This window comes from Testudinibacter sp. P17/SS/0325, from assembly GCF_053570765.1.
Genome location: NZ_CM131635.1, coordinates 1447665 through 1463348, shown reverse-complemented (window position 1 = coordinate 1463348; position 15684 = coordinate 1447665). Strand labels below are relative to the sequence as shown.

The following is a 15684-nucleotide window of genomic DNA, read 5'->3' as shown; positions in this document are numbered from 1 at the left end:
CTCAAAAAATTAGTTTTTGTGAATCCAGTGATCCATATCAGTTTTCAAATTTTCGGATTTGGTGCCGAAAATCGCTTGGATTCCGCTGCCGACCACAACCACACCGGCGGCACCCAATTCTTTCAAGCGCGCTTGATCCACTTTGCTGACATCGTTAACGCCGATACGTAAACGGGTGATACAAGCGTCTAAACTTTTAATATTGGCTTTACCGCCGAAAGCCGAAACCAAATTTTCCGCCATTTCATCGCCGCTTGAAGCACTGGCCGCAACCGCACTTTCGCTTTCATCTTCACGACCCGGAGTTTTCAGGTTCAGGGCTTTGATCACCACGGTGAATACGGTGAAATAGATTACTGCATAGATACCGCCCACAACCGGGAACAGCCACAGTTTATGTGAGTTTGCCGACAACAAGGTGAAGTCAATGAAACCGTGCGAGAAGGTCATACCGTGTACCATGCCCAACATATTGGTAACCACGTAAGCAGAACCTGCCAATAGCGCATGGATCGCATACAACACCGGGGCAACGAACATGAAAGAGAATTCCAACGGCTCGGTGATCCCGGTTAAGAATGAGGTCAAGGCGGCGGAGATCATGATCCCGCCGACGCGCGCGCGGTTTTCCGGTTTTGCCGCACGCCAAATCGCGATTGCCGCTGCCGGTAAGCCGAACATTTTGAACATATAACCACCCGCCAACTGGCCGAAATAACTCATTTCCGGCGTACGGCTGACTTCGGTTGCGGATAAGAAGCAAGTTACTACGCCGTGCTGAGTCACCCCGTTGGCGTCCACACAAGTACCCGCTTGGAAGAAGAACGGCACGTTCCAGATGTGGTGCAAACCGAATGGAATTAAGCTACGCTCAACCACGCCATAGATCCCGAATGCCAACGCCGGGTTCTGCTCTGCCGCCCAATGGGAGAAAGTGTCGATCAAACCGCCGATTGGAGGCCAAACTAAAGACAAAGCGACGCCCAAGACAATCGCCAATGAACCGGTCACAATCGGTACAAAGCGTTTCCCGGCGAAGAAGCCGAGATAGGCAGGCAATTGAATGCGGTAGAAACGGTTAAACGCCCAAGCGGCAACGCCCCCGACTAAAATCCCGCCTAACACCCCGGTATCAATGCTCTCAACACCGACAACCGGCGCCATCACTTTCAAGGTCGCCGCCATAATGCCGTAACCGACCACGGAGGCCAGTGCCGCTACCCCGTCGTTATTGGTGAAACCTAATGCCACCCCGATAGCGAACAACAGCGCCATTTGCCCGAACACCGAACCACCGGCTTGCTCCAACAGGTTAGACACAACATCCGGCATCCAGCTGAAGTGCGCCGCACCGACCCCTAATAAAATCCCTGCAATCGGCAACACCGACACAGGCAACATTAATGCTTTACCGATCTTTTGCGCAACGGCAAACAGATTACTTGACATGATAGCTCCTAAATAGATTTATACTTGTTATTACGTGTGCAATACGTCTCTCAACTGATGTTTTAGCACGACAAATCGCTCAACCGTACTAAGTGCGCGCACTATAAACGATCTTGGCACAAAGTACCAAGCCCTTCCATTAAGAAAATCGTAAAAATAAAAGCGAGATCACATTTTTTTAATTAAAAAAAATAAATAGCGGAACAAAAGTAACATCTGCGATCAAGCTAGCCGATAAAGCGTCGGAAAATAAGATCCAGCTTGTTTTGCAATACGGCTTTGCCTTCGATGGTTTCATCTTGCCAACTCTTCAGCAAAATCTCAGGGGTGAATTGCGCACGGAATTGCTCCGCAATCGGTCGGTAACTGATGTGCCACGGTTCGCGCCCGACGTCCAGCTCAGCCTGCGCCAGGGAAGCGGTTTGAAACGGCAGGGTGAAATCAAAGTGCGGTAGCTGTTCGTTCAGCCAACAGGTTAAGTCGTAGAAATAACCGTTTTCTTCGTACTCCCACGGTTCAAGCTGCAACGCTTGTCCTTGCGGTAAACGCGTCGGGTCGTAAATATCGATTTCCGTGCCCCAATGATGGCGGCTTGCGCCCGGCAATGCCGACCAACGCAGAATCGCTTCGCATTTCTGCCAGTCGTCAAGACACGTCAAATCGAGCGGATTACCCTGATCATCATGCACTTTGCGCCGGCACAAAAATTTGCCGTTCCAAATTTGCTGTTGCCGCTGAAAATCACGGAAACTGCTTGCCGGCTGCAAGTCAAAACCCGCGCTGACCGCACTTTGCCGAAGTGCGGTAAAAGCGCGCCGTGCGTCGGCTTGCAGTCGATGATGAGCCGCATAAGGGGAAAACAGCGGCACTAAATGCGCTTGGGTTTTGCCGGTCAACATCGCGGCGGTAATCTGGATTTTCCCCATTGGCGTTACCCTAATAAGTTTTGCAATAACTGGCGGTGGGTTAAGCCCAAACGATATAACGCCTCGCAGCTGACACACTCATCGACTTTGTGAATGGTGGCGTTTAACGGTCCAAGCTCAACCACTTGCGTGCCCATTTGCGCGATAAAACGCCCGTCGGACGTGCCGCCGCCGGTGTCCAGTTTCGGCTCAATCTGCAAGTGTTGACGCACCGCACTTTTCACCGCTTGAATAAACTCGCCTTGTTCGGTGACAAACGGCAAACCGGATAAATTCCAATCCAGTCGGTATTGCAAATCGTATTTAGCCAACAGATCCGCCACGCGCTGTTTAATCAACTCCGGCGTCATTTCAGTGGAGAAGCGCAGGTTAAACTGCACAAACAGCTCGCCGGGAATCACGTTATTACTGCCCGTTCCGGCGTGAATATTGGCGATTTGCAAGGTGGTCGGCGGGAAAAATTCATTGCCGCGATCCCATTCAATGTTCACCAACTCGTCCAACATCGCCAGCGATTTATGCACCGGATTATCCGCCAAGTGCGGATAAGCAACGTGCCCTTGCACCCCTTGAATCGTCAAATTGGCGGTGATCGAACCGCGCCGTCCGTTTTTAATCATATCGCCCAACCGCACCGCACTTGACGGCTCGCCGACCATGCAAAAATCGACTTTTTCGCCGCGCGCGATTAAGGTTTCGACCACGCGCACCGTGCCGTCGGTCGCCGCCGCTTCTTCGTCGGAGGTAATCAAAAAGGCGATACTGCCCGCATGGTTTGGGTTGGCTTTAACGTACTCTTCCGCCGCAATCACCATTGCCGCCAACGAACCTTTCATATCCGCCGCACCGCGTCCGTACAGCATATCGCCGACAATTTCCGCCGCAAACGGCGGATATTGCCACTGACTTTCATCGCCGGTCGGCACGACATCGGTGTGCCCGGCAAAGGCGATACACGGGCTTTGCGTGCCGCGGCGCGCCCATAAATTCAAGGTGTCGTTAAACGGCAGCCATTCGATTTCAAAACCGAGTTTTGCCAAACGTTCGGCGATCACGTGCTGACAGCCCAGATCTTGCGGGCTGATTGACGGGCGGCGGATCAGATCCTGCGCTAATTCAATAATGGTTTGTTTCATCTGACCGCACTTTTACCTGTTGAACACATTTTCATACTGCTTGGCATTAAAACCGATTAACGGCTGCACGCCGCCCAACACAATCGGACGTTTAATCAAGGTCGGTTGCGCCAACAACAACGTAAGTGCGGTCTGTTGATTCAAACCGTCTTTGCTCGCCTGATCCAAATTGCGCCATGTGGTGCTGCGCTTGTTCACCAGTTCCTGCCAGCCGAACAATGCCGCGACTTCGCTTAAATATGCCGCGTCAATGCCGTCCGTGCGGTAGTCATGCAGTTGCGCCGCCACGTTATTCGCCGCCAACCACGCCAAGGTTTTTTTGACCGTGTCGCAATTTTTAATCCCGTAAACCGTAACCATTATTTGCCCCACACTTGTTCGCTGATTTCACGGATAAAATTCAGTTTATCCCACTGTTGCTGCTCGGTCAGAATATTGCCCTCTTCGGTCGAGGCAAAACCGCACTGCGGGCTTAACCCCAGTTGGTTGATGTCCACATATTGCGCCGCTTCTTTAATCCGTTCAATAATGGTGTTTTTGTCTTCCAGCTCACCGCTCTTCGAGGTGACCAAGCCTAAAATCACCTGCTGATCTTGAATGAAACGCAACGGTTTGAAATCGCCGGAACGATCATTGTCATATTCCAAGAAGAAGCCGTCCACCTTGCAGTTGCCGAACAAAATTTCCGCCACCGGCTCATAGCCGCCGGACGAGAACCAAGTGGAGCGGAAATTGCCGCGGCAAATGTGCATGGTGATCGCCATATCCGCCGGACGATCGGCAATCGCCGCGTTGATCATCTTGACGTAATCCCGTCCGATTTGATCGACATCGAAACCGCGCTCGGCATACGCCGCCCGTTTTTCCACCGAGCAGAATTCGCCCCAACTGGTGTCGTCCAGTTGCAAGTTGCGACAGCCCAAATCGTAAAACGCCCGAATCGCTTTTTTATACGCCGCCGCAATATCCGCCAACAGCAATTCATTGTTGTCTTGGTAACGCGCGATCGGCTGGTAATCGGTGGCACGCACGCAGCAGATCAAATGCAACATGCTTGGCGACGGAATGGTGAATTTCACCGGAAAATCGCCGGCGATTTGTTGCAAAGTGCGGTAATGTTGTAAGAACGGGTGGGCGGAAAAATCGATTTTATCCACGATTTTCAAGGTTTTCGGGCGCACATCTTTGTCTTTAAACTGCACCGAAAATTTTTCCGCTTCCACTTCCTGCACGCCGTCCAGCGCCGCCAAGAAATCCATATGCCAAAAAGTGCGGCGGAATTCCCCGTCGGTGACCGCATGCAAACCGACCGCTTTTTGCTGCGCCACCAGTTTGGTAATTTCCGCATCTTCGATAATGCTTAATTCGGTATGGCTGATTTCGCCGCAGTTACATTGCGCCCGTGCTAATTTTAAATTTTCAGGGCGTAAAAAACTGCCGACAATATCATAACGAAAAGGCGCTTTGGTGCGTTGTTGCGCGTGTTCAAAAAGTGTACTCATGTTATGTGTTCCTGTTTTTATTAAAAAAGATGGCAACGATGATAACAAATCCAACCGCACTTTGCACAACGATCGCAACAAAAACGAGCGCAACAAAAATGCCTTATTCGGTGGGAATAAGGCATGATTTCATAGAGAAAAGCAAAGTGCGGTTATTTCAACTGCAATAACTGTTCCACATTCAACAAAATCAATTCGTTATCATCCGCTTTATTCGGATCGCGGCTGCTGGAGAACGGCAGATTGTTATCGTTGCCGACGATAATCTGTTTATCATCAACTAAGTCGACATTTTCAATCGTAAAGAACGGGAATTTAAATACGCCTTGGCTGAGCGGTTTTTTCGCGACCTTGTTCGGATCTTGAATATTAAGCAAATCAATATAACCCAATTTTTCGACGTTCTGTCCGATATTCGACTGATCAAACTTAACCAGATAGACGCGTTTGAATTTCGGTAAATTCGGGAAGCAAGCGGTTTTATCTTTTGCCTCGGCGGCACAGGCTTTTTCCGCCACGCCTTCGCCGTTATCGCGTTCAATAACCAAAGCACGCTTGGCGTCGATCATATTGAAATCGCCGATGGCGTGGTGATTGGCTTCCAACGGATATTTCCAGAAATTGCCGGTCCACGCTTTTTTCGCCGTATCAAATTCCAAAATGCGCAAATATTCTTTGCCGCCGTCGTTTTCATAGCTGTTGGCGGCGCTGTTCCATAAAGCCCCTTCCAACAGCGGATAGAGTTTGCTGCCGTCCGGTGCTGCCGCCATGCCTTCAAAGCCTTTCGAGCGTTTCACTTCAAAGCTGATTTTATCATTCGGTGTGCCCGGCAAGCGTTGGGTGAAATGATCCGGCGAACGAATTAATTTGCCGTCCACTTGGGTTTCAAAGAAGTTCAACACTTTACCGTCCATATCGGTTTGAATCAGATAAGGTCCGAACTCTTCGCCAATCCAAATGCGATTATCCATGATTTGAAAGCTCTCCGGATCGAGATCCGCCCCGGTCAGATAACGTTTTTCGCTGGCTTCATTGACGATATGGAACGGGATTTTTTTATCCGGATCATGCAGGAAAACCGTTTTTTTCGGCGTAAAGGTCTCTTTCGCGAAATCAACATCATATTGGGTCAGATATAACATAAAATCCGGTGAATTGGCTTTCGAGCCTGCGCCGTTATCGATCAACATCCAGTAACTGCCGTCGGTCATACGTTTGATGCCGGAATGCCCTTGCAGCGGCTGCCCGTCAAACGGCAAGGAAATACCAGTCGGACGACCATCAGACAAGCCTTCAATGCTGCGTAAGGTTTCAACCCGTTTGCCGGTGGTGAATTTACCACTGTGCTGCAAACTTTTCGGTGCGTCATTCGGGGCGGCGACAAAGGTTTCCGCCGGTAAAATCACATGCCCCGCCAACACCGCAGGATATTCCTGCGCAGCGCTTGCAGCTTGCACCGTGCCGAGGGTCAAAAGTGCGGTAAGGCTTAGTGTATAATATGATTTTGCTGCCATGTTACATCTCCTTTTTAAGTTAACTAGCAATTAAGTTAAGTACGAATAAGCCGGGTGAAAGTCGGCTTAATTGTAGGTGATTTTTATGACAGGAATATGACTGCGTACAAAAGCCAAAGTGCGGTTGAAAAATTCTCAACCGCACTTTCAGGCAAATTATGCTTCCGCAGGGGCAACCGGCTGCACAATTTCGCTTGGATAACAGCCGAGAATTTTAAGGTAGGTGCTGACCTGTTTCAGTTCCTCAAGTGCGGTTTGGGTTTGCGGATCGTGGATATTGGCTTCGATTTCCAGATAGAACATCTCTTCCCACGGGCGACCGTAGATCGGACGCGATTCCAGTTTGCTCATTTGAATGCCGTGATTTTTAAACACCAATAACGCATCAACCAACGCACCGGCTTTTTGTTCGGTGCTCATCAACAGCAGGGTTTTGGTTTGCAATTGCGGCGACACCGCAATCGCTTGTTTGGCGATCACGATAAAACGGGTGATGTTGTTCGGTTGGTTGGCAATGTCGGTTTTCAGCACGCGCAGACCGTACAACTTGCCGCCGTCGGCATTGCCCAATGCGGCGATATTCGCTTTATTCAGTTGCGACACCAACTGCATGGCGTGTGAGCTGCTTTCGCAATAGTTAATGTGCACCCGTTCCAGCTGTTGGATAAACCGGCTACATTGCGCAATCACTTGCGGGTGGCTATACAAGGTGTCGATCTGCTCAAGTGCGGTATCGCTTGCCACCAGCACGCAATGTTTAATCGGGTAAGTCAGCTCGCCGACGATCGATAATTGGGTGTTTTGCAACAAATCATAGACATCGTTAATCGCGCCCGACGTAGTGTTTTCCAACGGCAGAATGCCGTAATCCGCCTCGCCGTTCTCCACTTTATCGAAAATTTGCTGAAAACTGTCGCTGCTCAATTCAAGCAACTGTTTTTGATAGCGTTCGGCATATTGGCGCGCGGCTAAATTGGAATACGAACCACGCACGCCTAAAAACGCAATGCTGATACTATTTTCCCGTTGCCGGTTCAGTTTATTTTGCAGGTAAGCCTGTTGCGTCAGCACCGAATCTTCGATGATTTTTTGAAAAATTTGGGTGATATATTGCGGTTCTAATTGATAATTTTGCGCCTCGGCAAACTGAATCAGCTCTTGCAACAGTTGCTGCTCACGATTGACATCACGCAGCGGCTTTTTGCTTTCTTCTTTGCTGCGCACCACATCATAGGCTAAACGGTGACGTTCTGATAACAATTTCAATAAGTTGCGATCAAGTTGGGTGATTTGTCGGCGAATTTCGGTCAGATCTTTCGGCATAACGGTTTCGATTCCTTAATTTTTTTATCATTTTATGTAGTAAACCGATTATTCTCAAGATAAAAAAACCCGACATCACGTCGGGTTGGAAAGGATTGTGTGATACCAACTTATTCAAACGAATCTTTTAATCTTTCGTTGGCACGGCGCGCTTCGCCTTTGTGCTGTAATTTGTTCAGCTGACGTTCCAGTTTTTCTTCCAGCTCATTGATGGTTTTATACATATCTTCGCCTTCGGCACTGGCGAACAGATCACCAAGCGGCGTGCCGATTGAGGCTTCAGCCGAAAAGCCTTGCGGCAGCTTGTTTAAAATAAAATGCGGATTAATCAGTTGGGTTTGCCATTTATCCAATTTGGCGACGCGCTCCTCAATGTGAGAACGAATTGCAGGGGTAATTTCCATTTGTTTGCTTGTAATTTTTACTGCCATAGTATTTACCTCTTTTTTAGGTAGGTTGCGAGTGCGAACACTCAAGAAAAATCCATTTCGCTTTAATGATAAAGTAGTCCTACTGTACGCAGATTTCAAGCCTTTTTCGTTGTTTCATAACACAATTTATTAAAAAACAGGCATGGGGCAAAAAATCGCATAATTTCGCTTTTATTTTGTATTAAAGTTGTTATGATAATCGGGATAAAATATTTTATCCCGCCGAATAACCACTGATTTTTATTGTTTTTTCCGCTATTTTACTCTTTTTTCGCGTCGCATTTTGCTTTCGATATAACTGCAACTCGCTTTAACCTGATACCCCTGTTGATCGACAAATTCAATAAACGCCCGATACAGTTTATCCGCCACGCCTTGTCCGCGCAGCGAAGGATCAACGTGGGTGTGATAAGCCTCAAGCGTATTTTCAGCTACAGTGCGGTATGCCAATTCGGCAATCCGCACGCCGTCGCGCTCAATCACGAATGCGCCTTGTCCGCCCTGTTGTTGGTGTCGAATCTCCATCTTATTTCTCCTTTTTAATGTTTAACCCAATCCTGCGCCTCGCCGCTAATGCTGCTGTCGAGGGCAAAATCGGCGGTGTCCGAGGCAATGGCTTTTTCTTCGTTCGCCCATTCGCCCAGATCAATTAATTGGCAACGTTTGCTGCAAAACGGACGAAACGGGCTGTTTTCACTCCATTCCACCGATTTATAGCAAATCGGGCAAGGGACGCTGGTGATCTCATTTTTCATGTTCTGTTCCTAATGTTAAATATAACTGATGTAATTCCTGTACTTGGCGGCGCAAATCCGCTTCGGCTTCGGGCAAGGTGCGGTCATTGTTAATCACATCATCGGCGTGCGCCAAGCGTTGTGCGCGGCTGACTTGCGCCTGCATAATCTTTTCAATCTGGGTGCGATTGCTGTTATCGCGCGCAACCGCTCGTTGCAGTTGGGTCTCTGCGCTGACATCAATCACCAGCACCCGATTGCAATACGCGGTCAGGTGGTTTTCAATCAACAACGGCACAACCCACAACACATAAAGTGCGGTCTGCTCCGCCAACTGCGCCAACATTCGCTCGCGAATGGCGGGGTGTAACAACGCATTTAACCACTCGGTTTTCTGTTTGTCATTAAACACAATCCGGCGCAACGCGGCACGATCCAGCTCGCCTTGCGCGGTTATCACCTGCCCGCCAAAATACGCCGCGATCTGCGCCAAGTGCGGTGAACCTTTCTCCACCACCTCGCGCGCCACCACATCGGCATCGATAATCGGCACGCCCAACTCGGCAAACAGATTGGCAACCGTGCTTTTACCGCTGCCAATGCCGCCGGTTAAGCCTATGATATAGGTCATTTGCTATTCCTAACGTTTCTCTGCTATTTTATACACTTCTGCGCCTTCACGTTTACCAATCGACAAGACCAGCACCGTAATCGTATTATCATTCACTTCATACACCAAACGATAACCTGAAGTGCGCAATTTAATTTTGTAACGTGCTGAATAACCAGATAACTTATCGCTCATAATATGCGGTGCGATAAGTCTCTCCGCCAGTTTCTTTTTGAATTGCGCTTTCACCGCCTCACCCAGTTTACGCCACTCTTTTAACGCACGTTTATCAAAGGTTAATTCATAGCTCATCAAGCGAAACCTTCACGGCATCTAATGTGCGCAAACGTTCATCGGCAATTCGGTTTAGTTTCTTATCTTCCAGCATCTCTTGAAAATATTCAAATAATGCAGGCGTTACGCAATAAAATGCCGGTTCGTTGCGGTTTAAAATCGCAATCGCACCGCTATCACTCGCCGCCACCGTTCCCATCGGATTTTTTTTGAGATCGGTAATACTGGCAACAGTATTGGTTAAAATTTGATGTACCGCCATCTTTTCCTCCTCGTTATTTCAACACCAATATAGCACCAATAAAAATCTTTTAAAAATACTTTAAACCGCACTTTTGATATAAAAAAACCTGCTGTCAATGACAGCAGGTTCGATTTCAATCCAAAATAGGAACTACAACGCTTTCAAAATATCGTCCACGCGTTCTTTGGCATCGCCGAACAACATTTGGGTGTTGTCTTTGAAGAACAATGGGTTTTGCACGCCGGCATAGCCCACTGCCATGGAACGTTTGAAGACGATCACGTTTTGCGCTTTCCATACTTCCAGAACCGGCATGCCGGCAATCGGGCTGTTAGGATCGTCTAACGCCGCCGGATTGACGGTGTCGTTGGCACCGATCACCAACACGACATCGGTTTCCGGGAAATCTTCATTGATTTCGTCCATTTCCAACACCACGTCATACGGCACTTTCGCTTCGGCTAATAATACGTTCATATGACCCGGCAAACGCCCGGCAACCGGGTGGATACCGAAACGCACGTTCACGCCTTTATCACGTAATTTTTGCGTGATTTCCGCCACCGGATATTGCGCTTGCGCCACCGCCATGCCGTATCCCGGCGTGATGATGACCGAGCTGGCGTTTTTCAGCATTTCCGCCACTTCTTCGGCGTTGGTTTCGCGGTGTTCGCCTTGCTCTTCGTCTGAGCTCACTTGCACATCGTTACCAAAACCACCGGCGATCACGCTGATAAAAGAGCGGTTCATCGCTTTACACATAATGTAAGACAGAATCGCACCGGAAGAACCGACCAACGCGCCGGTAACGATTAACAGGTCATTATTCAACATGAAACCTGCCGCCGCTGCCGCCCAACCGGAATAGGAGTTCAGCATGGAAACCACCACCGGCATATCCGCGCCGCCGATGGAAGCCACCAAATGCCAACCGAACGCTAATGCGATAATCGTCATCAGAATTAACGGGAATAAGCTGGCGTCACCGACAAAGGTGATCATCAACAACACCGATACCACCACCGCAGCCAGATTCAATTTATGACGGTGTGGCAAGGTAAGGGCTTTCGAGTTGATGATTCCGCGCAATTTACCGAACGCCACAATCGAACCGGTGAAGGTCACCGCACCGATAAAGATCCCTAAAAAGACTTCGACATCGTGGATATTCTGCATGACAGAATCCATCACGCCGTGCGGGGCGAAATAGCTGTTGAAGCCGACCAAGACCGCCGCCAAACCAACGAAGCTGTGCAAAATCGCCACTAATTCCGGCATTTCGGTCATTTCGACTTTCAACGCGCGTTGGATGCCCAACACCGCACCGATGACCATCGCAATGATGATCCACCAATGCCCTTGGGTTTCCGGTCCGAAAATGGTTGCCACCAACGCAATCGCCATACCGACGATGCCGTACCAACAACCTGCTTTTGCCGTTTCATGTTTAGAAAGGCCTGCCAAACTCATAATAAACAGTAGCGCAGCTACAATATAAGCGGCTTGTACAAAACCTGCTGACATTCTTCTCTCCTTAACCTTTTCTGAACATGGCTAGCATACGCTGTGTGACTTTGAAGCCGCCAAAAATATTGATACTGGCAACCAGCACCGCAATAAACGACAGGAATGTCACCACGCCGTTGCCGTGCCCGATTTGCAATAATGCGCCGACAATAATAATCCCGGAAATCGCATTGGTGACCGCCATCAGTGGCGTATGCAACGCATGGCTGACATTCCACACCACATAATAGCCGACCACACACGCCAACACGAACACCGTGAAGTGCGACAGGAACGCCGCCGGCGCAACCGAAGCCAACCACAAGAAGGCGATTGCCGCCCCTGCCATCACGCCGTATTTCACGGCCGGATTGACCGGTTTTTCTTCTTTTTTCGCCACCGGTGCCGCGGTGGCTTTTTGTTGCGGCTGTGCTGAGACTTGAATCGGCGGGGCAGGCCATGTCACTTCGCCGTCGCGTACAATGGTCACGCCGCGCAAAATCACATCGTCAAAGTCGATATTGATGTTGCCGTCTTTCTCTTTGCACAACAGTTTCAGTAAATTGACTAGGTTTGTACCGTACAATTGCGACGATTGGGTCGGCAAACGGCTCGGCAAGTCGGTGTAACCGATAATTTTCACTTGGTTGTCGGTGGTGACCACTTCGCCGGCTTTGGTTAGTTCGCAGTTGCCGCCGGTCGCCGCCGCCAAATCGACGATCACGCTGCCCGGTTTCATTGATTCAACCATTTCTTTGGTAATCAAACGCGGTGCAGGTTTGCCCGGGATAAGTGCGGTGGTGATGATAATATCCACCTCTTTCGCTTGCTCGGCATACAGCGCCAACGCACGACGGTTGAATTCGTCGGACATCACTTTGGCGTAACCGTCGCCGCTGCCGCCTTCTTCTTTGAAGTCGATTTCAAGGAATGACGCGCCCATGCTTTGTACTTGCTCTTTCACTTCCGGACGGGAGTCGAACGCGCGCACGATTGCGCCCAAGCTGTTTGCCGCGCCGATTGCCGCCAAACCGGCAACCCCGGCGCCGATCACCAACACTTTCGCCGGCGGCACTTTGCCTGCGGCGGTGATTTGTCCGGTGAAGAAGCTGCCGAATTCGTGCGCCGCTTCCACCACCGCACGATACCCGGCGATATTCGCCATGGAGCTTAACGCGTCTAATGCTTGCGCGCGCGAGATACGCGGGACGGATTCCATGCCCAACACATTGATTTTTTTCGCTGACAGTTTTTCGACTAATTCCGGGTTTTGCGCAGGCCAGATAAAGCTGACTAACGTCGCCCCCGGTTTAATCTGTGCAATTTCATCATCGGTTGGCGCATTGACTTTGAAAATAATATCGGCATTCCAAACGTCACTTGCCGTGCCGACGGTGGCGCCGGCTTCGGTAAATGCCTCATCTTCAAAGCTGGCTTTAAAACCGGCATTATGTTCCACAACAACCTCAAACCCCAGCTTTAAAATCTGCTGTACGGTTTTCGGTGTTGCCGCTACCCGACTTTCATTGTCAAGCAGTTCTCTAGGTACACCAATTCGCATAATCGTTAACTTCCTTAATTGGCTGGTTAAAAAAGTTTGGGCATGCAACTGCCCAATCCCAAAAGCGCAGACTGACTCCAATCTTTGCCACAATCATTGCCGCGACCGCACTTGCCGAGCGGCAAAAATCAAATCGGTTTAACTTTATCACTACTGGCGCGAAAAATGGAAAGTTTTTTTATAAAAAATCACATTGAATCGCTTACTGATTTAACCCGATCAACAAATCGAATTGCGCATGACATCAACGGCGGTTTATGCGGCAAAATCCCGCCTCGAATCCTTGATTAATGTCTTTAAAATGACTATTATTGAGATATTCTTTACAATCAAACCGATATATCTTCTTCCACTCGAACACTAAGCAAAGGGCGTTGTTATGAAAAAAATGCTACTTCCACTGCTCGGCTCTGCGGTTTTGTTGAGCGCCTGTACCCCATTGTTTAACAACGGCGGTTGGAACCCCGACTTGAAACAACTGAAAGGACAGCATATTTCGGTGGTGCGTGATCGGATTAACAACTGGGCAGACGTTGAAACCGGTATGTTCGGCAATAAATATTTTCTCTACCGCGCTTGCCCTTATTCCGGGCGCGATATGGTGTCAACCAACTATTGGGGCGTCGAAGTCGGTAGACAGCCGATTTATAACTGCGGTGAAAGCTATTTCACCACCAATAAAGACGGCGTAATTACCGATTATCTCGAAGTCGGCTACACCCCGAATACCAACTACCAACAATATTTCCGTGATCTGATTGTGATTAAGAAATAGTGGGCGATCAGATTATGCTTAAAACAATCTCGTTATTCATCTTCGGTTTATTATTTACGTCTGCGATCGCGTTGGCACAACAACCGATTATGCCGGAAAAATTACTGGCGCAAGCGATGAATCTGGTCGAAAAAGGGCAATATGATCAAGCCCTCAATCTGGCTAAACCTTATGCCGAACAAGGCGATCGCGAAGCGGAAAACCTGTTGGGTTATCTTTATCAAGAAGCCTACAACAACCCTGTTGAAGCGATTAAATGGAATAAACGCGCCGCCGCGCAAGGACACGATGTCGCGCAATTTAATTTAGGGCTGAATTACCTGAATATTTATGACTATTCTTCAGCCCGCAAATGGTTTGAAAAATCGGCAGCACAGGGACATATCGCGCCGCCGCTCACCTCGTTGGGTTTGTTGTATTACTATGGTGACGGTGTTGATCGCGACTATGTCAAAGCGGCAGATTATTTTAAGCGCGCGGTTGATCGTGGCGATGCACGCGGCAGCTATTATTTGGCGCTCTGCTATTTAAACAGCCACGGCGTTAAACAAAATTTGGCAGAAGCCAAACGGTTATTGCTGGCAGCTCAAAAAGCCGGCATTCCGAATGCCGCTAAAAAACTCGCCGAATTAGGCTGGTAGTCAACATCATCAAAGTGCGGTTAACCGCACTTTTTGTTATCCTATACTTTTTATTATCCAATATTAAGATAAACATCATTATGCAACTACCGCCGTTACAATCCGCCACCTTAATCCGCCGTTATAAACGCTTTCTCGCCGATATCGAGTTGCCGAACGGTGAAGTTATCACCATTCACTGCGCCAACACCGGCGCGATGACCGGTTGCGGCGAGGCGGGCGACACGGTGTGGTATTCCACCTCTGATAACCTGAAACGCAAATATCGCCACTCATGGGAGCTGACTGAAAAAGCCAACGGTGAGTTGGTGTGCGTCAATACCGCGCGCGCCAATCAGTTGGTACATGAAGCGTTACAGCAAGGAAAAATTGCGGAGTTAGCGCAATACCAACGGATTAAACCGGAAGTGAAATACGGTGAAGAAAACAGCCGGATTGATTTTTTATTACAAACAAACGAGCCGCAAACCGCACTTGCCGATTGTTATGTCGAGGTGAAATCAACCACGCTGGTCGAAAGTGCGGTCGGCATGTTCCCCGATGCCAAAACCGAACGGGGACAAAAGCATTTGCGCGAATTAATCCAAGTGCAACAACAGGGGCAAAGTGCGGTGATTTTTTTCGCCGCCCTGCACAGCGCGATTCAATCGTTCCGTGCCGCCGAGCAGATTGACCCGAAATATGCCGCGCTGCTGCGCCAAGCACAAAAGTGCGGTGTCGAGGTGCTGAGCTACGCTTGCACGTTTCATCAAGAAAATGGCGTGCCGACCGCACTTGAACTGACACAGCGTATTCCGATCATTGATATGTAAAACAATGTAATATTGCTTTCACAAATTAATGATAACCATTATCATTTAAATCACTAGATAACATGAATAAATCTAGATAATCACTCCAACATTTTATGCCTCTCCCCACAAGAGGCTTTTTTTTTGCTTAAAATTTGATGGACCAATCAACAACACGCCAACATTTTATGCCCCTATGCCGATTTACCCACAAGAAGTTTTTGCCTGAAATTTAACCTGCCCGAAT

Annotated in this window: 18 protein-coding genes; 3 read left to right on the top strand and 15 right to left on the bottom strand. The window is 48.9% G+C overall.

Going from position 1 to position 15684, the window contains the following annotated elements; all coding sequences use genetic code 11:
• Window positions 1-9 precede the first annotated feature (9 nt).
• From ptsG to pntA, 15 genes are all read right to left on the bottom strand, one after another.
• Window positions 10-1449 (bottom strand): PTS glucose transporter subunit IIBC, encoded by a 1440-nt coding sequence (ptsG, locus tag ACWA50_RS06980; RefSeq protein WP_431051058.1) that lies wholly within the window; start codon window positions 1447-1449, stop codon window positions 10-12.
• Window positions 1450-1676: 227 nt separating this feature from the next.
• Window positions 1677-2366: a M15 family metallopeptidase gene (locus ACWA50_RS06975; protein WP_431054314.1), complete on the bottom strand. Its 690-nt coding sequence runs from the start codon at window positions 2364-2366 to the stop codon at window positions 1677-1679.
• A 14-nt stretch (window positions 2367-2380) separates the two neighbouring features.
• On the bottom strand, window positions 2381-3511 hold the full coding sequence (gene dapE, locus ACWA50_RS06970; protein WP_431051057.1) for a succinyl-diaminopimelate desuccinylase: 1131 nt from the start codon (window positions 3509-3511) through the stop codon (window positions 2381-2383).
• 12 nt (window positions 3512-3523) lie between these two features.
• Window positions 3524-3871 (bottom strand): ArsC family reductase, encoded by a 348-nt coding sequence (locus ACWA50_RS06965; protein ID WP_431051056.1) that lies wholly within the window; start codon window positions 3869-3871, stop codon window positions 3524-3526.
• A complete protein-coding gene (locus tag ACWA50_RS06960) occupies window positions 3871-5013 on the bottom strand; it encodes a 5-methyltetrahydropteroyltriglutamate--homocysteine S-methyltransferase (protein ID WP_431051054.1) in 1143 nt (380 codons plus the stop codon). The genes ACWA50_RS06965 and ACWA50_RS06960 overlap by 1 nt, the downstream gene beginning before the upstream one ends.
• A 152-nt stretch (window positions 5014-5165) precedes the next feature.
• Window positions 5166-6527, bottom strand: a complete 1362-nt coding sequence (locus ACWA50_RS06955; RefSeq protein WP_431051052.1) for an esterase-like activity of phytase family protein — start codon at window positions 6525-6527, stop codon at window positions 5166-5168.
• Window positions 6528-6683: 156 nt separating this feature from the next.
• Window positions 6684-7850 (bottom strand): prephenate dehydratase, encoded by a 1167-nt coding sequence (gene pheA / locus ACWA50_RS06950; RefSeq protein ID WP_431051051.1) that lies wholly within the window; start codon window positions 7848-7850, stop codon window positions 6684-6686.
• Window positions 7851-7960: 110 nt separating this feature from the next.
• Window positions 7961-8281, bottom strand: a complete 321-nt coding sequence (raiA, locus tag ACWA50_RS06945; RefSeq protein WP_431051049.1) for a ribosome-associated translation inhibitor RaiA — start codon at window positions 8279-8281, stop codon at window positions 7961-7963.
• Between the two features lie 255 nt (window positions 8282-8536).
• Window positions 8537-8806 (bottom strand): GNAT family N-acetyltransferase, encoded by a 270-nt coding sequence (locus ACWA50_RS06940; protein ID WP_431051048.1) that lies wholly within the window; start codon window positions 8804-8806, stop codon window positions 8537-8539.
• A gap of 14 nt (window positions 8807-8820) precedes the next feature.
• On the bottom strand, window positions 8821-9036 hold the full coding sequence (gene yacG, locus ACWA50_RS06935) for a DNA gyrase inhibitor YacG (protein ID WP_431051046.1): 216 nt from the start codon (window positions 9034-9036) through the stop codon (window positions 8821-8823).
• A complete protein-coding gene (coaE, locus tag ACWA50_RS06930; RefSeq protein WP_431051044.1) occupies window positions 9026-9646 on the bottom strand; it encodes a dephospho-CoA kinase in 621 nt (206 codons plus the stop codon). Before coaE ends, yacG begins: the two co-directional genes overlap by 11 nt.
• A 9-nt stretch (window positions 9647-9655) precedes the next feature.
• Entirely contained in the window at window positions 9656-9937 is a 282-nt protein-coding gene (locus tag ACWA50_RS06925) for a type II toxin-antitoxin system RelE family toxin (protein WP_431051043.1), read from the bottom strand.
• Window positions 9927-10181 carry a type II toxin-antitoxin system Phd/YefM family antitoxin gene (locus ACWA50_RS06920; RefSeq protein ID WP_431051041.1) on the bottom strand — a complete coding sequence of 85 codons (255 nt, stop codon included), beginning with the start codon at window positions 10179-10181 and terminating at the stop codon, window positions 9927-9929. Before ACWA50_RS06920 ends, ACWA50_RS06925 begins: the two co-directional genes overlap by 11 nt.
• Before the next feature lie 132 nt (window positions 10182-10313).
• Window positions 10314-11687 carry a Re/Si-specific NAD(P)(+) transhydrogenase subunit beta gene (pntB, locus tag ACWA50_RS06915; RefSeq protein ID WP_431051039.1) on the bottom strand — a complete coding sequence of 458 codons (1374 nt, stop codon included), beginning with the start codon at window positions 11685-11687 and terminating at the stop codon, window positions 10314-10316.
• Window positions 11688-11697: 10 nt separating this feature from the next.
• Window positions 11698-13230, bottom strand: coding sequence for a Re/Si-specific NAD(P)(+) transhydrogenase subunit alpha (pntA, locus tag ACWA50_RS06910; protein WP_431051037.1), 1533 nt, complete (start codon window positions 13228-13230; stop codon window positions 11698-11700).
• Window positions 13231-13609: 379 nt separating this feature from the next.
• On the opposite strand from pntA, the gene ACWA50_RS06905 reads away from it, so the two are divergent.
• From ACWA50_RS06905 to sfsA, 3 genes are all read left to right on the top strand, one after another.
• Complete coding sequence (locus tag ACWA50_RS06905) at window positions 13610-14005, top strand: hypothetical protein (RefSeq protein ID WP_431051035.1); 396 nt, start codon at window positions 13610-13612, stop codon at window positions 14003-14005.
• Window positions 14006-14019: 14 nt separating this feature from the next.
• Window positions 14020-14646: a tetratricopeptide repeat protein gene (locus ACWA50_RS06900; RefSeq protein ID WP_431051033.1), complete on the top strand. Its 627-nt coding sequence runs from the start codon at window positions 14020-14022 to the stop codon at window positions 14644-14646.
• A gap of 80 nt (window positions 14647-14726) precedes the next feature.
• On the top strand, window positions 14727-15458 hold the full coding sequence (gene sfsA / locus ACWA50_RS06895; RefSeq protein ID WP_431051032.1) for a DNA/RNA nuclease SfsA: 732 nt from the start codon (window positions 14727-14729) through the stop codon (window positions 15456-15458).
• Window positions 15459-15684 lie beyond the last annotated feature (226 nt).

Bases quoted from the DNA above. Each gene is read 5' to 3' on its own strand.
- yacG (WP_431051046.1), bottom strand. From the start codon at position 9,036: ATGAAAAATGAGATCACCAGCGTCCCTTGCCCGATTTGCTATAAATCG.
- ACWA50_RS06920 (WP_431051041.1), bottom strand. From the start codon at position 10,181: ATGGCGGTACATCAAATTTTAACCAATACTGTTGCCAGTATTACCGAT.
- ACWA50_RS06955 (WP_431051052.1), bottom strand. From the start codon at position 6,527: ATGGCAGCAAAATCATATTATACACTAAGCCTTACCGCACTTTTGACC.
- ACWA50_RS06905 (WP_431051035.1), top strand. From the start codon at position 13,610: ATGAAAAAAATGCTACTTCCACTGCTCGGCTCTGCGGTTTTGTTGAGC.
- ptsG (WP_431051058.1), bottom strand. From the start codon at position 1,449: ATGTCAAGTAATCTGTTTGCCGTTGCGCAAAAGATCGGTAAAGCATTA.
- ACWA50_RS06960 (WP_431051054.1), bottom strand. From the start codon at position 5,013: ATGAGTACACTTTTTGAACACGCGCAACAACGCACCAAAGCGCCTTTT.
- ACWA50_RS06965 (WP_431051056.1), bottom strand. From the start codon at position 3,871: ATGGTTACGGTTTACGGGATTAAAAATTGCGACACGGTCAAAAAAACC.
- pntB (WP_431051039.1), bottom strand. From the start codon at position 11,687: ATGTCAGCAGGTTTTGTACAAGCCGCTTATATTGTAGCTGCGCTACTG.
- sfsA (WP_431051032.1), top strand. From the start codon at position 14,727: ATGCAACTACCGCCGTTACAATCCGCCACCTTAATCCGCCGTTATAAA.
- raiA (WP_431051049.1), bottom strand. From the start codon at position 8,281: ATGGCAGTAAAAATTACAAGCAAACAAATGGAAATTACCCCTGCAATT.
- pheA (WP_431051051.1), bottom strand. From the start codon at position 7,850: ATGCCGAAAGATCTGACCGAAATTCGCCGACAAATCACCCAACTTGAT.
- ACWA50_RS06940 (WP_431051048.1), bottom strand. From the start codon at position 8,806: ATGGAGATTCGACACCAACAACAGGGCGGACAAGGCGCATTCGTGATT.
- dapE (WP_431051057.1), bottom strand. From the start codon at position 3,511: ATGAAACAAACCATTATTGAATTAGCGCAGGATCTGATCCGCCGCCCG.
- pntA (WP_431051037.1), bottom strand. From the start codon at position 13,230: ATGCGAATTGGTGTACCTAGAGAACTGCTTGACAATGAAAGTCGGGTA.
- coaE (WP_431051044.1), bottom strand. From the start codon at position 9,646: ATGACCTATATCATAGGCTTAACCGGCGGCATTGGCAGCGGTAAAAGC.
- ACWA50_RS06925 (WP_431051043.1), bottom strand. From the start codon at position 9,937: ATGAGCTATGAATTAACCTTTGATAAACGTGCGTTAAAAGAGTGGCGT.
- ACWA50_RS06900 (WP_431051033.1), top strand. From the start codon at position 14,020: ATGCTTAAAACAATCTCGTTATTCATCTTCGGTTTATTATTTACGTCT.